This window comes from Pseudomonas sp. W2-17 (genome assembly GCF_041060445.1).
Lineage (GTDB): Bacteria > Pseudomonadota > Gammaproteobacteria > Pseudomonadales > Pseudomonadaceae > Aquipseudomonas.
The window spans coordinates 109,808-126,436 of record NZ_JAUFNS010000015.1 but is presented as its reverse complement, the minus strand read 5'-3'; the positions used below and the strand labels follow the sequence as shown (position 1 = coordinate 126,436).

Here is a 16,629-nt window from a genome sequence, read left to right as displayed (position 1 = left end):
CCCTCGGTATGAATCAGTTCAAGCCGCCGATGTGGAAGGCTTTGACTTCAAGGTACTCGTCCAGGCCGTATTTGCTGCCCTCGCGGCCGAGGCCCGATTGTTTGATGCCGCCGAACGGCGCGACTTCCATGGAGATGATTCCGGTGTTGAGGCCGACCATGCCGAACTCCAGCGCTTCGCCGAAACGCCACGAGCGCTTCAGGTCCTGGGTGAAATAGTAGGCGCCCAGGCCGAACGGGGTGGCGTTGGCCAGTGCCAGCGCTTCGTCTTCTGTAGTAAAGCGCATCAACGGCGCCACGGGGCCGAAGGTTTCCTCGTTGGCCAGCAACATGCCAGCGTGGGCGTCAGCCAGCACGGTGGGTTGCACGAACGGGCTGTCGCCTGCGGGAATCCCGCCGCAGAGTAGTTTGGCGCCCTGACTCAGGGCATCGTCGATGTGCCGGGCCACCTTGGCGACCGCCGCCGGGTTGATCAGCGGGCCGATGGTCACGCCGTCTTCCAGGCCGTTGCCGACCTTGAGTTTGCCGACCTCCTCCACAAGCCGCGCGGCGAAACGGTCGTAGATGCCCGCCTGCACCAGAATGCGGTTGGCGCACACGCAGGTTTGCCCGGCGTTGCGAAACTTGCTGATCATCACCCCGGCCACGGCCTGTTCCAGGTCGGCGTCGTCGAACACCACAAACGGCGCATTGCCGCCCAGTTCCAGGCTCAGGCGCTTGATGTGTTCGGCGCTCTGGCGCATCAGCAGGCGGCCGACGGCGGTGGAGCCGGTGAAGGAAATCTTGCGCACCGCCGGGTTGCCGGTGAGCTCTTCACCGATGCCCGCGGGCATTCCGGTGATGACGTTGAACACGCCGGCCGGGATGCCGACGCGCTCAGCCAGTACCGCCAGGGCGAGGGCCGAGAGCGGCGTGAGGTCCGACGGTTTGACGATGATCGGGCAACCGGCCGCCAGTGCCGGCGCGCATTTGCGGGTGATCATCGCGTTGGGGAAATTCCACGGGGTGATCGCGGCGCAGACGCCCACAGGTTGCTTGAGGGTCAGCAGGCGGCGGTCGCCACTGGGGGCCGGCATGGTTTCGCCGTAGACCCGGCGCGCTTCTTCGGCGAACCATTTGACGAAGCCGGCGCCGTAGCGGATTTCGCCCTTGGCCTCGTTCAGCGGCTTGCCCTGCTCGCAGGTCATGATCAGCGCGAGGTCATCAAGGTGGTCGATCATCGCCTGAAACCAGCGCTCCAGCAGCCCCGCGCGTTCTGCTGCCGGGCGAGCGCGCCAGGCAGGCCAGGCCTGCTCGGCGGCTTCGATGGCGCGGCGGGTGTCGACCGCGTCCATGGCCGGGACCTGCGCCAGCAGTTCGCCGCTGGCGGGGTCGCGGACGTCCAGGGTGGCGCCACTGTCAGCAGCGATCCACTGGCCGTTGACGTAGGCGCGTTCAGCCAGCAGGCCGGGGTCTTGCAAGCGATTCTTGAGCATGGTCGAGTCCTGATCCGAGACAGATTCCAGTCTAGGGATCTGGCGCGGACGAGGATGCCGAAAGCGTCTTCAAACCAGCGTGCCGTGCTGAAATTCACGTCAGGACGGCAGGCTCTGCTACGCCTTCAACGAGCCCAGCAGCCCTTGCAAAAAGCGCTCGCCGGCGTCCATCTGGCTGACCTCGATAAACTCGTCCGGCTTGTGCGCCTGCTCGATGGAACCCGGGCCGCACACCACCACCGGCACGTCGAGGCGCTGTTTGAACAGACCGCCCTCAGTGCCGAACGAGACCTTGGTCATGCCGGTGTCCGGCGCGGCGAATTGCTTGAGGAAGCTCACCGCTTCCACCGTCGGATGGGTGTCGAGGCCGGGGTAGACGTTGATGGTTTCGATCTCGATGGCCGCGACGCTGGAGAGCTTCTGCGCCTCGCGCACGATCACTTCGGCACGCTCGCGCATCTGCTCGATGAACTGCTCCAGATTGTCCGCCGGCAGGTTGCGCACCTCGAAATCCAGGGTGCACAGGTTCGGCACGATGTTCAGCGCCTTGCCGCCGCTGATCTGCCCGACATGCACGGTGCTGTAGGGGACGTCGTAGTCGGTGTCCTGAGCGCCATGTTGTTGCAAATGCTGCTGGCTTTCCCGCAGGGAGGCGATGAAGTCGCAGGCCACGTGAATGGCGTTGACCGAGCGCGGCGCCAGGGACGAATGCGCCTCCTGACCCCGGCAATAGGTCCGGTAGGAGCCCTTGCCCTTGTGGCCCAGCACGAATTGCATGTTGGTCGGCTCGCCGATCACGCACAGAAACGGCCGCACCGGCGCCAGGTGCAGCACGTCGAGCAAGCGCCGCACGCCGACGCAACCGATCTCCTCGTCATGGGACAGCGCCAGTTGCAGCGGGCGATTGAGGGGGCGTGTGAGTGAGTGCTCTGCCGCATCGAGCATGGCGTCGATGGCCAAAGCGATGAAGCCCTTCATGTCGCAGCTGCCACGGCCATAAATGCGCCCGTCCTGCACGGTGGCGGCGAACGCCGGAAAGGTCCACGCCTGCCCTGCCGCCGGCACCACGTCGGTGTGCCCGGAGAGCAATACGCCGGGCTGGTCTTTCGGCCCGGTGCTGGCGAACAGGTTGGCCTTCTTGCCGCTCTGGTCTTTGACGATCAACGACTCGATGCCCTTGCTCAGCAGCAGGTCGCGGACGTAGTCGATCAGGGCCATGTTGGACTCCGACGACACGGTTTCGAAGGCCATTAGCCGTTTCAGAATCTCGAGAACGCGGGGTTTCATGAGGCGTGGCTCCGTTGCACGGCGGGAAGGGCAAAACGCGTGATGGAGAATGCCTCGATCGGGGTCGTGGTGCGACCGGTGTCGAGCAGTTCGGCCATCACGTCACCGACGCCGGGGCCGAGCTGAAAGCCGTGGCCGCAGAAGCCAAAGGCATAGAACAGGCCGTCGACGGTGCCGCTGGGGCCCATGATCGGCAGCGAGTCCGGCAGGTAGCCTTCAATGCCGCTCCACACGCGGATGATGTTCAGATTCCCCACGCCCGGCAGTAGACGGCGCATCTGTTCGGCCTGATTGAGGATGCTGCGCGGCTCGACAGCGGCGCGACGGTTGAGCATGTCGGGTTTGCTGCGAAAGCCGCCGCCGATGACGATATTGCCCCGGGGGATCTGGCGGAAGTAAATCACTTCCTCGGCGATCTTGGTGTACACGCCGATCACCGTCGGCAAGGCGTAGGGCACCGGTTCCGTGACCGCCATCTGCGGGCCGTGGGTGTCCAGCGGCACCGGTTCGCCGAACTGCGCCGAGAGTTTCTGGCCCCAGGCGCCGGCGGTGATCAACAGCTGCGCGGCGTGGAACTGACGACCGTCAGTGGTGGTGACGTGAAAATCACCGCCGACCTTCTCGACCTCGGCCACTTCCGTGCGTTCTTCGATCTGCGCCCCCAGACGTCGGGCGGCGCGCGCGAAGGCTGGCGCGGCGAGGCGTGGGTTGGCATGACCGTCGTGGGGGGCGTACGAGCCGCCTTTGACGTCCGCGCCGAGAAAACCAAAGCGCTGATGCAGCTCGGCGCCACGGTAGATTTTCAGGTCCAGCTGCTCGGCCTCCGGGGCGGCGGCATAGGCCTCCAGCTCGGCGATTTCGTCTTCGCGGTAACACACGCGCATGTGCCCGCTGGGGATGAATTCGAGGTCGTCGTCGATCAGTTCCGGCAGGCGTTTCCACAGTGCGTACGAGCGGTTGGCCAGCGCCAGTTGCCCGAGGAATCGCCCTTGCCGGCGCACGTTGCCGAAGTTGACGCCGCTGGCGTACTGGCCGATCTGGTCGCGCTCCAGCAGGATCACCGACTGCCCGCGCTGACGCAGAAAGAACGCCGTCGCTGAGCCCATCACGCCGCCACCGACGATCACCACATCTGCTTTTTGCACGCTCATGGCGACACCTCCTCAATGAGCATCGACAAGGGTTTGACCGGCGCCTGCCCGCGCTGGCGACCGACTTCCTGCACCTGCACGCCGGCCTCTGCGGCGATCACTTCAGCCCCCGCCTGGGAGCAATAACGCCCTTGGCAGCGACCCATGCCGACCCGGCTGAAGGCCTTGGCGCGGTTGACTTCACAGGCGCCCTTCTCGTTGACCGTGCGACGCAATTCGCCGGCCGTGATCATCTCGCAGCGGCAGACGATGGCGCTGTCGGGCAAAGCCTTGGCCTGCTCGGCAGGCCAGGGAAACGCTTCGGCCAGGCCCAGACGAAACTGGTCCATCACCCCCAGCGCCTGTTGCTGTTCATCGCGCAGCCCGGCATTGAAGGGTTGCTTGAGGTCTTCGAGCAGTGCCAGTGCCACTCGACGCCCGGCGTGCTCGGCAGCATCGGCGCCGCGAATCTTCGCCCCGTCGCCGGCGGCGTAGACGCCGTTCACCGAGGTACGGCCGGCCTCGTCCGTCGCCAGCCACCATTGGCTGGAGGCTTCATCGAAGGCCATGGCGCAACCGGCCAGATCACCCAGCTGGGTTTCCGGACGCAGGTGATACCCCAGCGCCACGGCATCGGCCTGCACGGTCACGGCCTTGCCGCTGCCCGTCGTAAAACGCACGCCCGCCACGCCATTGGCGGCATCGCCCAGAACCTCCAACGGCTTGACGCCAAGATGCACCGGCACTTTGGCCTGGTACAACTGCGCCAGCAGTTTCATGCCGGTCCACAGCAGACCCGGTCGTGCCAGCAGTTTGGGCAGGGCCTTGATGCGCAGGCTGAAGGGTGAAGTGTCGAGGACCGCGGCCACCTCGGCGCCGGCTTTGACGTACTGGCTGGCGACCAGGTACAGCAACGGCCCGCTGCCCATGAACACCACGCGATGGCCGATTGAAACCGCCTGATTTTTCAACGCGATCTGCGCCCCGCCCAGGCTGTAGGTGCCCGCGAGCTGCCAGCCTTCGATGGGCATCAAGCGGTCGGTGGCGCCGGTGCAAAGGATCAGCGCGTCATAGTCCAGCGTGGTGTGGCGGCCCTGATTCGCGCAGCACAACTGCCCCGGCGTGAGGTTCCACACCAGCGTATCCGGGCGGTAATCAATGGCGCCGCGGATGCGGTCGAAAGTCTGGTGCAGGTCCTTGGCCTTGTCGGCTTCGCTGCCGTACAAGGTGCCGTAGTCGCGGGTGAAGCCGTCCGGCTGGCGGCGGTAGATCTGCCCGCCGTCGCGGCGGTTTTCGTCCACCAGAATCGGTTTGATGCCGGCCGCCAGCAAGGTTTCGGCGCAGCGCACACCGGCCGGGCCCGCACCGACGATGACGACGCGATGGGTGCTCAGCTGTGCAGTGGCCATGTCGCCTCCGGTTGTGTGGTGACGATGTCCAGCCCGTCGCGGACTTCGTTGGAGCAGGCGCGCAGGCGTTCGCCGCCACGGGTCCAGACCCAGCAATCCTGGCACGCGCCCATCAGGCAGAAACCGGCGCGGCGGCCACTGTCGAATTCCGATTGGCGCAGCGCGGTGCCCTGGGTCAGCAACGCCACCATCAGCGTGTCGCCCTGCAACGCTTCGATTGGCGCGCCATCCACGGTCAGGTTGACCGTCGGCCGGCCCTGTTCGGCCAGCCTCACAAAACGCCCTTTCATGCATACGCTCCAAAGCTTGTGGGGGTGACGCCGCGCTGGGTCGCCAGCAGATCGGCGGCGTCTCGGTGGCAGAGAATTTCGCTGCCGTTGTCCAGCGTGCGGCGGTTCGGCGCGGTGCGGTTGCACAGGCCGTCGATGCGCATTGGGCAACGATTGAGAAAGGTGCACAGCTCCGGCAGGTTGGCCCGCTCGCCGATCGGCGGCAGCTCGCCATGGGTGGCGCCGCAGGTTTCCAGCCAGCCCTGGCGCAGTTCCGGCACCGAGTGGATCAACAGGTCGGTGTACGGGTGGTACGGCGCTTCGGCAAAGGATTCGCGGCGGCCGGCGTGGACTTTGTGGCCGCTGTACATCACCACGATGTCGTCGCACAGCGCGCGCACCGTAGAAATGTCGTGGCTGATGAACAGGTAGGACACGCCCAGTTGCTGACGCAGGTCGCGGAGCAGTTCGAGGATGGCGGCGCCGACCACGGTGTCGAGGGCCGAGGTCACTTCATCACAGAGGATCAGATCGGGCTTGGCCGCCAGCGCCCGGGCCAGATTGACCCGCTGTTTTTGTCCGCCCGACAGCTCATTGGGACGGCGATCAGCCATGTCCCGCGGCAGGCGCACCAGATCAAGCAGCTCGCCGATGCGCGTCTGCAAGGCCGCGCCCTTGAGGCCGAAATACATTTTCAGCGGGCGGCTGAGGATGGTCGCCACGCTGTGCATCGGGTTAAGCGCGGTGTCGGCGTTCTGGAAGACCATCTGGATCCGGCGGAACTGCTCCGGCGTGCGCTCGGACAGACTGCCGCCCAACGGCTGACCGTCGAAGGTCAGGCCGCCGAGTGCAGGGGTCAAAAGCCCCGCCACGACGCGCGCCAGGGTTGATTTGCCCGAGCCGGACTCACCGATCACGCCGATGGCCTGGCCCCGCCGCACGGTCAGGTCGATGTCTTCCAGCACGCGAATCGCCGGCATGCCATGCAGGTTCTTGTTGCCATAGCCGGCGGTCAGGCCAGTGATGGTCAGCAGCGGGCTTTCTTCAGCAACGCCACACGGCGGACGAATGCGCGTATCAGGGCGTGCGGCCGCCAGCAGGCTGCGGGTGTATTCGTGGGACGGTGCCTTGAGCAGGGGCGCGGTGGCGCTTTGTTCGAGAATCTGCCCGCCGTTGAGCACGACAATCTGGTCGGCCATTTGCGCCACCACGGCGAGGTCATGGGACACGTAGACCGCCGTCGCGCCACGTTCCCGCACCACGCGCTTGAACGCGCGCAGCACGTCGATCTGTGTGGTGACGTCCAGCGCGGTGGTCGGCTCATCGAGCACCACCAGCAGCGGGTCGCTGATCAGCGCCATGGCGGCCATCACCCGTTGCAATTGTCCACCGGAAACCTGGTGCGGATACCGACGGCCAATGCGCTCCGGGTTTGGCAGGGCCAGGTCGCGGAACAGGCCGATGGCCTTGGCTTCGAGCTCCGCGCGGGTGCCGAGGCCGTGGATCAACGGCCCTTCCACCACTTGATCGAGGAGTTTTTTCGCCGGATTAAAGGCGGCCGCCGCGCTCTGGGCAATGTACGAGACACGATTGCCCCGCAGGCCCTGCAACTCTTTTTCGCTGAGGGCCAGCATGTCGTGGTCGCCGACCTGCACCACGCCACCGGACAACCGGCAGCCCCGTCGTGCATAACCAAGCAAGGCCAGGGCAATCGTGGTTTTACCGGAGCCGGACTCGCCGATCAGCGCCAGCACTTCGCCCTTCTCCAGGGCAAAGCTCACGCCCTTGACGATCTCCACTTCGCTGCCCGGATCACCGGCCACCACGCGCAAGTCTTCGACGCGAATCAACTGGGTCATATCAATGGCCTCCCGAGCGTCGACCGCGTCGTGATGACAGGTAGTCGATCAGCAGATTGACGCCGATGGTCAGCGTGCCGATGGCCAGCGCCGGAATGATGATCGCCATCGCGCCCTGGTTGAGGCCGCCGATGTTTTCCCGCACCAGCGAGCCAAGGTCGGCGTCCGGCGGCTGCACGCCGAGGCCCAGAAAACTCATGCCGCTGAGCAACAGCACGATGTAGCCGAAACGCAGGCCAAGGTCGGTCAGCACCGGGTTGAGCATGTTCGGCAGGATTTCCCGGCACGCCACGTACAGCTTGCCTTCGCCCCGGGTGCGCGCCACTTGCACGTATTCCAGGGCCTCGATATTGACCGCCATGCTGCGGGCCACCCGGAACGAACCGGGGATGTAGCTGATCACTGCCGTGCAGATCAGCAGCGTGACCGACGAGCCGAAGGCCGAGACCATGATCAGCGCGAGCATTTTGCTGGGGATCGAAATGAACGCGTCCATGATGCGGCTGATGATTTCGTCCAGCCACTTGGGCGAAACCACCGACAGCAGCGCGCAGCCGGTGCCGAAGGTGCTGGCCAATAGCGCCGCCACCAGCGACAGACCGACCGTGAATCGCGCCCCCACCAGCACCCGGCTGAGCATGTCGCGGCCCAGGTAATCGGTGCCGAAGGGATGCGCCAGACTGAAGCCTTCGAAGATGTTGTCGGAGATCACTTCCCCGACCGGGTGCGGCGCCAGCCACGGGCCGAACAGCGCCACCAGCAGCCAGATCACGCAGACGGCAGCGCCGACCAATCCCAGCCAGGACGGGTTGCCGGAGACCTTGGCCAGTGCCAGGGCGGAAGACGCAGGCCTGGATTTCGCAATGAGCGGGTTCATTGGTTTCTCAGCCTCGGGTTGGAGAGGATGGCGCAGAGGTCGGCGAGCAACACCAACGCCAGATAGGCCGCGCAGAACAGCATGGTGCAGGCTTGCACCAGGGCCATGTCGCGGTTGGTCACGGCATCGACCATCAGGCTGGCAATGCCGGGGTAGTTGAAGATGGTCTCGACGATCACCACCCCGCCGAGCAGGTACGACAGGCTCAGGGCGATGGCGTTGGCAATCGGCCCGATGGCGTTGGGCAAGGCGTGGCGCAGCACGATGCGGATCGGGCTGACGCCTTTGAGGCGGGCCATTTCCACGTACGGACTGTCGAGCTGGTCGATGACGGCGGCGCGGGTCATCCGTGCCATCTGCGCCACGATCACGCAGCACAGGGTCATTACCGGTAACGCGTAGGTGCGCAGAAATTGCAGCGGTGACGTGATGTCGGTGGCGTAGGACAGCGCCGACAGCCAACCGAGGTTGACCGCGAAAATCAGCACCGCCAGGGTCGCCACCAGAAACTCCGGCACTGCAACCATCGCCAGGGTGATGAAACTCAGGCAGCTGTCGATGCGCCCGCCGCGCCCCATGGCCGAACCGATGCCGAGGATCAAGGCCAGCGGCACTGACACCAGCGCCGTGGCGGCCGCCAGCATCAGCGTGTTCGGCACCCGGCCCGCCATCAATTCACCCACCGGCATGGCGTTGGACACCGACTGGCCCATGTCGCCGGTGAGCAAATTCATCAACCAGTGCAGGTAGCGCAACACGCCGGGTTGATCCAGCCCCAGTTTAAGGCGCAGCGCCGCCACCTGCTCAGGGGTGGCGAACTGGCCGAGGGATTGCTGCGCCGCGTCGCCCGGCAGCACGGCCGTGATCGCGAACACGACCATGGACACGATCAACAGGGTCACGACTCCGGCACCGAGGCGCCGGCAGATCAACCACAGCGTATGGCTATTCATCGCACTGCCTCCTCAAGCGTCCAGCCACACCTGCTCGGCGAACATGTAACCCATGAAGCCGCCCAACGGGTTGGAGTCGTAGCCCTTGATGCGCTGGTCGACGCCGTCGATGTTGCTGATGAACACCGGCACGCCGATGCCGCAGTGATCGTGCACCAGGGTCTGCATGTCGCCGTACATCTTGGCGCGCTTGGCGTCGTCGGTTTCGCCCCGGGCCAGCATCAGCAACTGGTCGAACTGATCGTTCTGCCAGCCGGATTCATTCCACGGCGCCTTGGACTGGAAGAACTGCGAGAACATCACGTCGGCGTTCGGCCGCGGGTTGATGTTGCCGAAGTTCAACGGGTGCTTCATCCAGTGGTTGGACCAGTAGCCGTCGCTCGGCAGGCGGTTCACGTCCAGCTTGAGGCCGGCCTGTTTCGCCGATTGCTGCAGCAGCACGGCGATGTCCACCGAACCGGTCGCGGCAGGCGACGCCATGACCGGCATGGTGATGCTTTCCATGCCGGCTTTCTTCAGCAGGAACTTGGCTTTTTCCGGGTCGTAGACCGTCTGCGGCAAGTCGGTGTTGAAGTAGCGCGAACCCGGCGCAATCGGGTGATCGTTGCCGACCACGGCGAAGCCACGGAACACGGCGGATTTGACCTGTTCGCGGTCCAGCAGCAGTTTCATGGCCTGGGTGAATTCCGGGCTTTTGCCGGGCAGCTGGTCCTGGCGAATGATCAAGTCAGTGTAGTTGCCCGACGGTGCATCGACGACGCGGTGTTTGGGGCTGGCGGCAATGCGCGTGGTGGAGCGCGGGTTGACCTCGTTGATCATGTGCACGTCGCCAGACAGCAGCGCGTTGACCCGCGACGGCTCGTCGGCAATGGCGATGAATTCGATCTCGTCGAGGTACGGCAGGCCCGGTTTCCAGTAGTTCTTGTTGCGCACGGCCACCGAACGCACACCCGGCTTGAACTCGCCGACGGTGAACGGCCCGGTGCCGATGCCTTTGTTGAAATCGGTGGTGCCCTCGGGAACGATCAGCAGGTGCGACACGGCGAGGATCGACGGCAGTTCCGCGTTCGGCGCGCTGAGGCGGATCTGCACCTCGTTCGGGCCGGTGGCCTTGATCTCGGCAAACTGCTCCATCAGCGGCATGACTTTGGAGCCGGTGATCGGGTCCTTGTGGCGGCTCAGGGAGAACACCACGTCGGCGGCGCCGAGGCTCTTGCCGTTGTGGAAGGTCACGTCCTTGCGCAGGGTGATGGTCCACAGCGTGGCGTCAACGTTATCGATGCGCTCGGCCAGTTCCAGTTGCGGCACCAGGTGCTTATCGAAACGGGTCAGGCCGTTGTAGAACATGTAGTGACGGGCATAGTCGGTGGACAGCGCGCCCTTGGCCGGGTCGAGGGTGTCGGCGGTGGAACTGGACATGCCGGCCACGCGGATCTTGCCGCCGGGCTTGCCCTTGCCGCCAGCGGTGGCTTCTTCGGCGAACAGTTTGCCGGCGCTGCCGAACAGGCTGCCCGCCCCCGCTGCGGCGACGCCGGCAAGGCCGAGCATCTGCAGGGCGTTGCGCCGCGACATGCCGCGATTGAGGCCTTCGAATACCCGCAGGCTGTCTTGGCCGGAGATAAGCTCGGGGGTGTCTTTGTGGTCAGTCATATCAAGGCTACCTGTCGATGATCGGGATATTCGAGTGCTCACGGATGTCCGGAGCGTCCTGGAAACGCAGACGACGGTGACGCTACAGCGGCAACTCAGTGCAAATAGTCCTGGAAACGGTAATAAGCGCCCACGAACGGCAGAAACCAGGGCTTGCCGAAGTGGCCGGGGATCGCTGGCCATTCCAGTTCACGCCAGGGGTTGGCCGCCGCGTTGCCGGCCATGACCTCGGCCATGACCTGGCCCATGTGCACGGACATCTGCACGCCATGGCCGCTGTAGCCCATGGAATGGAACACGCCGCCGTGCTGGCCGGCGCGGGGCAGGCGGTCGGACGTCATGTCCACCAGGCCGCCCCAGCAGTAATCGATTTTCACGTTGGCCAATTGCGGGAACATGTTCAGCATCGCCGCCCGCAGCACCTTGCCGCTTTTGGCGTCGGACACGCCGTCGGACATGGCAAACCGCGCGCGGCCGCCAAACAGCAGGCGGTTGTCCGGGGTCAGGCGGAAGTAGTTGCCGATCATGCGGCTGGTCACGTAGGCACGGTGCTGCGGCAATAATTGATCGATCAGCGCCTGGGGCAAGACTTCGGTGGCGATGACAAAACTGCCCACCGGCACGATCCGCCGGCGGTACCAGCCGAGGTCGCCGTGCTGGCACGCGCCGGTCGCCAGCAGCACTTGGCCTGCGTGCAGCGAACCCTTGGCGGTGTTGACCTGATAACCGCCGGCCTCGGGCTTCCAGTCCTTGACCGCGGTGTGTTGGTAAATCATGGCGCCGCGCCGGGCAGCGGCTTCGGCCAGACCGACGCCAAAGCGGCCAACGTGCATCTGCACGCCGTTGCGCTGCAACAACGCACCATGGAATTGCGCCGAGTTGACTTCGGCTCGGGTTTGCTCGGCATTCAACAACTCGACGTCGGCGTCCACCTCCCGGCGGATCAGCTCGCAGGTGCGGGCCAGGCCTTCGTAATGCAGGGGTTTGGCCGCCAGCTTGAGCTTGCCGTTGCGCAGCAGATCGCAGGCGATCTTTTCGTGCTCGACCAGCGACACCACGGTCTGCACCGCGCTTTCATAGGCCTGGTAATAGGCGCGCGCCCTGGCCGCACCGAGACTGGCGTGCAGACCGGCGTAATCCTGCGCCACGCCGGTGTTGCACTGCCCGCCGTTGCGCCCCGAGGCTTCGCCGATGACCCGACCGGCGTCCAGCACCACCACGCTGGCACCCTTGAGTGCCAAGGCCCGCGCCGCTGAAAGGCCGGTGAATCCACCGCCGATCACGGCCACGTCGACCTGCCCGGGCAAGCCGCCGGGTTGGGCACCGGTGAAGGCCGGTGCGGTGTCGAGCCAATAGGATTCACTGCCCATCTTTAACCCCTTATTGCTAAAACGGCGGCGCTGAAACGGCGTGGAGACGGCGTTTGAGTTACAGGCCCACGAGCGCCGGCAGTCCGCCGATGTCGGTGATCTGCTGGTACTCGAAGTACGCATTCGCCGGGACTTCATGGCCGCGGGCAACGAAGGCCTTGTGCTTGATTTTCATGTCGTGGGCCGGCATCAGGTCGTAACGGAAGCTCGAAGACACATGCAAGATTTCTTCCGGGCCACAGCCAAGGTTGTCGAGCATGAACTCGAACGCGGCCAGACGTGGCTTGTAGGCCTGGGCCTGTTCGGCGGTGAAGACTTTGTGGAACGGCGCGCCGAGCTTGTCGACGTTGGACATGATCTGGCTGTCGCTGGCGTTGGAGAAGATCACCAGGGGAATCTTGTCGGCGATCTTCGACAGACCGGCCGGCACGTCGGCGTGGGGGCCCCAGGTCGGCACGGCGTCGTAATACAGCTGGCCTTCATCGCGGTACTCGACGCCCCAGCGTTTGCAGGTCCGGGCCAGGGCGGTCTTGAGGATCACGTCGTACGGCTGCCAGTCGCCCATGACTTGATCGAGGCGATAGGCCGAAAAGTCTTTGACGAACTGGTCCATCTGTTCAGGCTTGACGCGGTCAGCAAACAGCTCGCGGGTCATGGTGCCCATGTGGAAGTTGGTGAGCGTGCCGTAGCAGTCGAACGTAATGAATTTGGGACGAAGAAAGCTCATTGAGTGCGGTCCTGAAGTCAGTTGAGTGTGGCAAGCGTTCGCTGCCCTGGCGGCGCGTCGGCCTCGTTGCAGCACAGCTTCATTACATCACTGTGAAATCAGCATATGCCGTCTAAAACGACCCGTGCTCAATACAAACCACCGTTTTGGTGGCTGGGCTCAGCAGAGTTTGCGGTGCGCGCCAGCCTTGGGCAGGTCCTGTGTTTGTGCGCTTTTAGGGGGCTTTTGAAGGCGTTCGGGCGGGGAAAGGCCCAAGAATGGGCGTCGGGGCGGCAGATAATGTGGCGTGGCACGCGCGGGGTTAACCGATTCTGCGGTGAGGGCAGATTCTGCTTTCGACCCCCCCCCTGGATGACGGCTGACTGACCCGGGCTCAGTCACTGCGGTCCAGCCATTCTGTGTCGGCGTGCAGGACATCGGGCGGGCGCAACGGCCTGTTCGCCAAATGATAGAATCCCGCGCCCCGCACCGCATCCGTAAGGTGCACGGGCACGGCGAATGCTCGACCCTGAATGACCCGCCCGGCGGGATGGTGCGCTATGTTTGTAAACCTTGAAGTCCGCAGCTACGACAGGGAAAACCCCAACCACCAGCACGACCACACTCAGTTGGTACTGCCGATCCGCGGGCGAATGGAAATCAACGTGGACGGTCGTGAAGGGGCTATCGATCAGTCATTGGCAGCCGTGGTGATGCCCGGCTCGGCGCACTCCCAGTTCACCCACGTTGACAGCCGGTTTCTGATCCTGGACTGCGCCGCGACTACGCTGGAGGCCCTGCACATCGCGCCGCTGGCCAAGCGTGTGTACGTGCCGGTTTCCCCCGCCACCCGGCGGCTGATCGAGTTCGCCGAGCTGATCGGCAATGAGCAACTGGCCTTGAGCGCTTCACAGCTCGGCCCGCTGCTGCTGTCCTCCCTGTTGTCGGACACCGTCGGATCGCCGTCGCCCATGGCTCAATTGATGGGCCGTCTGCGAGCCACGCCCGGGTGCGCAACTCGGTATGGCTGACTGGAAATCACTGTTCTGGCTGAGCCTGATCGGCAACCTCCTCTACTACTCGCTGGTGGGCACCGGTGTGCAATGGGTCGGCATCGCCACCACATCCCTGATTGTCGGACTGATCCCGGTCATCGTGACGCTGGCAGGCCGTCATGACGCCAACGCCGTCCCGTTGCGCAAGCTGATTCCTTCGCTGTGTTACGCGGTCGGTGGCGTCGTACTGATCAGTTGGCACGCCCTGTTCAAAGGCGACAGGCCGGATGCATTGACCAACGTTGGCGGGATTTTGTGTGCGGTGGGCGCACTGGTGACCTGGAGCTGGTACGCCGTGAGCAACGCTCGGCGACTGGTTCAAGTCATCGAGGTTTCGTCCCATGACTGGGCGCTCCTGACTGGGGTGATGACCGGCGCGCAGTCCCTGCTGTTGGCAGTGCCTGTCCTTGGGTTTCAGGCCGGTACGTACAGCGCCGCGGACTGGCTGCATGTTTTGGGGGTGGCCGGGGGCGTCGCCTTGCTGTCCTCGGTGGTGGGTGGCGCGTGCTGGAATCAGGCGAGCAGGCTGCTGCCGCTGGCGCTCAGTGGGCAAGTGCTGGTGATCGAGACATTGGCGGCGCTGGTGTTCGGCTTTATATGGGAGCACCGACTCCCTGACAACTTTGAGTGGGCGGCTATTGTGCTGCTGGTGACCGGCGTTGTCTGGTGCCTGAATTGTCACCGTGCCCCGCGCCGTGAGGCGAATGCGTCGGTGGGTGCATGAACGGTGCCCATCCGGCAAAAGTCTGTCCACCGCCCGCTGCAACTGCTTGAAAAAAGCGCTCGGTGCGGTGTTATTCAGCATTAATGTCCCGTGGCATTTGCTGCCGCCCTCGCCCCGGATTTAAGTACGAAGTTGGGTCTGGTTCCCCGGCGCGCAACGAATCTGCCGAATATTCCGAGGCCTCTTGTCAGCCCTCACATCAGGTGGGATACAGGCGTGCAGTGCCACTTGAATAACGCATAACGGAGCCTCGCCATGTCCGCCCTGCCGCACCCTTCTTATACCTATCGCCCCATGACCGTGGCCGACCTGACCGCTGCCCATGATTTGTCGGTGCAACTGAAATGGCCCCATCGCCTGGACGACTGGGCGATGCTGCATCGGGTCAGCGACGGCTTCGTGGTCATGGACGGCAGCCGCCTGATCGGTAGCGCGTTTGTCTGCCCTCAAGGTGATTTCGCGACCATCGGCCTGGTGATCGTCAGCAACGATTATCAGGGCCAGGGCATCGGCCGCCGCTTGATGGAGATGGCCCTCGCCGCGTGCGAACCGCGCACGCCGATTCTTAACGCCACCGTCGCCGGCAAGCCGTTGTATGCCAGCCAGGGTTTTGTCGAGTTCGGTCGGGTGCAGCAGCATCAGGGGCAGGCCATTGTGCCGGCGCTTGTGGCGTTGGCTGACGGTGAAACCTGCCGCGCCCTCACCGCCGACGATCACGCCGCCCTGCTCGATCTCGCCAAAGCCGCCAGCGGCCTGGATCGCCGCGAAGTGCTGCGCGACCTGCAGGTGGAGCACGCCGTGGGCATCGAGCGTGGCGGTCAGCTGCGCGGTTTCGCCCTGCTTAGGCCGTTCGGGCGCGGGCGCTGCATCGGGCCGGTGGTGGCGGAGAACATCCATCAGGCCCAGCACCTGATCGCCGTCTTGCTGGCCCAGGTGCCGGACACTTTTGTGCGCATCGACATCCCCGTGGCCTGCGGCCTCAGCGACTGGCTGGAAACGGCGGGCCTGAAGCACGTCGACACGGTGGTGCAAATGGCGCGGGGCACGCCGCCCCAGGCCAGTCAGGGCATGCAACCTTTTGCGCTGATCACCCAAGCGATCGGCTGACTTTTCAACGGAGCGTTAACCATGTCATCTCCCGGTATTTTGCTGTTGGCGCGCGCTGATGGCAGCGGCGTTGCGACGTCTTTCAACTCGGCGCCATTGGGCGCCCTTGATCCCTTTGCCGAAGCGCGACAGGTGGCGTGGCGCGGCGACGACGGGGTGTCGGCCGGGCTGGTGCGGTTCACCGGCGACACGTTGATCGAGGACTTTCCCTACAGCGAGACGCTGGTGGTGCACGCCGGCCATGTGGTGTTGAGCAGCGCGGAGCAGACCCTGGAGTTGGGCGTCGGTGACAGTGCGGTGATTGGCCGTGGCAGTCGGGTCGCGGTGCATGCCAGCAGTGGCAGTGAATGGGCGTTTTGTGCGGTGGATGTGGAGGGTGCGCCTGCGCGTCCCGGTTTGACGCTGTTGCCGGCGCATACGTGGCTGGAGCCGTCTGCGACGCTGGAGCCGCCGATTTTGATCGGGCCTGCGCCGCAGTGTCGGGCGTTGAGTCTGTTCGAGGATGAGGTGACGGCGTTGAAAGTGGGGATCTGGGATTCGACGCCGTATCAGCGCCATGGTCGTGCCCATCGGTTGCATGAGTTGATGCATGTGTTGGAGGGGAGCGTAACGCTGGCCGATGATGAGGGCGGTGAGGTGACGGTTAATCCGGGGGATACGGTTTTTGTGGTGAAGGGGGCGTTTTGTGCGTGGACGAGTATGGTTTACGTCCGCAAGGTCTATGCGGTGCAGTGAGTTCGGCGTCTCTCTTTAGATCAA

Annotated in this window: 14 protein-coding genes and 1 pseudogene; 4 read left to right on the top strand and 11 right to left on the bottom strand. The window is 64.5% G+C overall.

The window, feature by feature from the left end:
• Window positions 1–13: 13 nt before the first annotated feature.
• The 11 genes from QWI20_RS19105 to QWI20_RS19055 all read right to left on the bottom strand — a co-directional run bounded on the left by QWI20_RS19105 (window position 14) and on the right by QWI20_RS19055 (window position 13,005).
• A complete protein-coding gene (locus QWI20_RS19105; protein WP_369306750.1) occupies window positions 14–1,474 on the bottom strand; it encodes an NAD-dependent succinate-semialdehyde dehydrogenase in 1,461 nt (486 codons plus the stop codon).
• 117 nt (window positions 1,475–1,591) lie between these two features.
• Entirely contained in the window at window positions 1,592–2,761 is a 1,170-nt protein-coding gene (argE, locus tag QWI20_RS19100) for an acetylornithine deacetylase (RefSeq protein ID WP_369306749.1), read from the bottom strand.
• Complete coding sequence (locus QWI20_RS19095; protein WP_369306748.1) at window positions 2,758–3,912, bottom strand: NAD(P)/FAD-dependent oxidoreductase; 1,155 nt, start codon at window positions 3,910–3,912, stop codon at window positions 2,758–2,760. The genes argE and QWI20_RS19095 overlap by 4 nt, the downstream gene beginning before the upstream one ends.
• Window positions 3,909–5,300 carry an FAD-dependent oxidoreductase gene (locus QWI20_RS19090; protein ID WP_369306747.1) on the bottom strand — a complete coding sequence of 464 codons (1,392 nt, stop codon included), beginning with the start codon at window positions 5,298–5,300 and terminating at the stop codon, window positions 3,909–3,911. The genes QWI20_RS19095 and QWI20_RS19090 overlap by 4 nt, the downstream gene beginning before the upstream one ends.
• The gene (locus tag QWI20_RS19085) at window positions 5,282–5,590 is read right to left on the bottom strand and encodes a (2Fe-2S)-binding protein (RefSeq protein ID WP_369306746.1); all 309 of its coding nucleotides are present in this window, start codon (window positions 5,588–5,590) and stop codon (window positions 5,282–5,284) included. Before QWI20_RS19085 ends, QWI20_RS19090 begins: the two co-directional genes overlap by 19 nt.
• Window positions 5,587–7,428, bottom strand: coding sequence for an ABC transporter ATP-binding protein (locus tag QWI20_RS19080; protein ID WP_369306745.1), 1,842 nt, complete (start codon window positions 7,426–7,428; stop codon window positions 5,587–5,589). The genes QWI20_RS19085 and QWI20_RS19080 overlap by 4 nt, the downstream gene beginning before the upstream one ends.
• 1 nt (window position 7,429) lies before the next feature.
• The gene (locus QWI20_RS19075) at window positions 7,430–8,305 is read right to left on the bottom strand and encodes an ABC transporter permease (protein ID WP_122624288.1); all 876 of its coding nucleotides are present in this window, start codon (window positions 8,303–8,305) and stop codon (window positions 7,430–7,432) included.
• Window positions 8,302–9,258 (bottom strand): ABC transporter permease, encoded by a 957-nt coding sequence (locus QWI20_RS19070; protein WP_065987220.1) that lies wholly within the window; start codon window positions 9,256–9,258, stop codon window positions 8,302–8,304. The genes QWI20_RS19075 and QWI20_RS19070 overlap by 4 nt, the downstream gene beginning before the upstream one ends.
• 12 nt (window positions 9,259–9,270) lie before the next feature.
• The gene (locus tag QWI20_RS19065) at window positions 9,271–10,908 is read right to left on the bottom strand and encodes an ABC transporter substrate-binding protein (RefSeq protein ID WP_369306744.1); all 1,638 of its coding nucleotides are present in this window, start codon (window positions 10,906–10,908) and stop codon (window positions 9,271–9,273) included.
• Window positions 10,909–11,003: 95 nt separating this feature from the next.
• Window positions 11,004–12,278 carry an NAD(P)/FAD-dependent oxidoreductase gene (locus QWI20_RS19060; RefSeq protein WP_369306743.1) on the bottom strand — a complete coding sequence of 425 codons (1,275 nt, stop codon included), beginning with the start codon at window positions 12,276–12,278 and terminating at the stop codon, window positions 11,004–11,006.
• 58 nt (window positions 12,279–12,336) lie between these two features.
• Entirely contained in the window at window positions 12,337–13,005 is a 669-nt protein-coding gene (locus QWI20_RS19055) for a haloacid dehalogenase type II (RefSeq protein WP_369306742.1), read from the bottom strand.
• A gap of 539 nt (window positions 13,006–13,544) precedes the next feature.
• Between QWI20_RS19055 and QWI20_RS19050 the strand changes: the two are divergent.
• The 4 genes and pseudogenes from QWI20_RS19050 to QWI20_RS19035 all read left to right on the top strand — a co-directional run.
• A pseudogene (locus tag QWI20_RS19050) lies at window positions 13,545–13,994 on the top strand (AraC family transcriptional regulator); the annotation flags it as partial.
• Window positions 13,995–14,007: 13 nt separating this feature from the next.
• Window positions 14,008–14,763, top strand: a complete 756-nt coding sequence (locus QWI20_RS19045; protein WP_369306741.1) for a DMT family transporter — start codon at window positions 14,008–14,010, stop codon at window positions 14,761–14,763.
• A gap of 255 nt (window positions 14,764–15,018) precedes the next feature.
• Window positions 15,019–15,870, top strand: a complete 852-nt coding sequence (locus QWI20_RS19040) for a GNAT family N-acetyltransferase (RefSeq protein ID WP_369306740.1) — start codon at window positions 15,019–15,021, stop codon at window positions 15,868–15,870.
• 21 nt (window positions 15,871–15,891) lie between these two features.
• Complete coding sequence (locus tag QWI20_RS19035) at window positions 15,892–16,605, top strand: cupin domain-containing protein (protein WP_369306739.1); 714 nt, start codon at window positions 15,892–15,894, stop codon at window positions 16,603–16,605.
• The last annotated feature ends 24 nt before the right edge of the window (window positions 16,606–16,629 follow it).

Coding starts and splice junctions, on each gene's coding strand:
- QWI20_RS19095 (WP_369306748.1), bottom strand. CDS start 3,912: ATGAGCGTGCAAAAAGCAGATGTGGTGATCGTCGGTGGCGGCGTGATG.
- argE (WP_369306749.1), bottom strand. CDS start 2,761: ATGAAACCCCGCGTTCTCGAGATTCTGAAACGGCTAATGGCCTTCGAA.
- QWI20_RS19075 (WP_122624288.1), bottom strand. CDS start 8,305: ATGAACCCGCTCATTGCGAAATCCAGGCCTGCGTCTTCCGCCCTGGCA.
- QWI20_RS19045 (WP_369306741.1), top strand. CDS start 14,008: ATGGCTGACTGGAAATCACTGTTCTGGCTGAGCCTGATCGGCAACCTC.
- QWI20_RS19055 (WP_369306742.1), bottom strand. CDS start 13,005: ATGAGCTTTCTTCGTCCCAAATTCATTACGTTCGACTGCTACGGCACG.
- QWI20_RS19085 (WP_369306746.1), bottom strand. CDS start 5,590: ATGAAAGGGCGTTTTGTGAGGCTGGCCGAACAGGGCCGGCCGACGGTC.
- QWI20_RS19035 (WP_369306739.1), top strand. CDS start 15,892: ATGTCATCTCCCGGTATTTTGCTGTTGGCGCGCGCTGATGGCAGCGGC.
- QWI20_RS19065 (WP_369306744.1), bottom strand. CDS start 10,908: ATGACTGACCACAAAGACACCCCCGAGCTTATCTCCGGCCAAGACAGC.
- QWI20_RS19040 (WP_369306740.1), top strand. CDS start 15,019: ATGTCCGCCCTGCCGCACCCTTCTTATACCTATCGCCCCATGACCGTG.
- QWI20_RS19070 (WP_065987220.1), bottom strand. CDS start 9,258: ATGAATAGCCATACGCTGTGGTTGATCTGCCGGCGCCTCGGTGCCGGA.
- QWI20_RS19080 (WP_369306745.1), bottom strand. CDS start 7,428: ATGACCCAGTTGATTCGCGTCGAAGACTTGCGCGTGGTGGCCGGTGAT.
- QWI20_RS19060 (WP_369306743.1), bottom strand. CDS start 12,278: ATGGGCAGTGAATCCTATTGGCTCGACACCGCACCGGCCTTCACCGGT.
- QWI20_RS19090 (WP_369306747.1), bottom strand. CDS start 5,300: ATGGCCACTGCACAGCTGAGCACCCATCGCGTCGTCATCGTCGGTGCG.
- QWI20_RS19105 (WP_369306750.1), bottom strand. CDS start 1,474: ATGCTCAAGAATCGCTTGCAAGACCCCGGCCTGCTGGCTGAACGCGCC.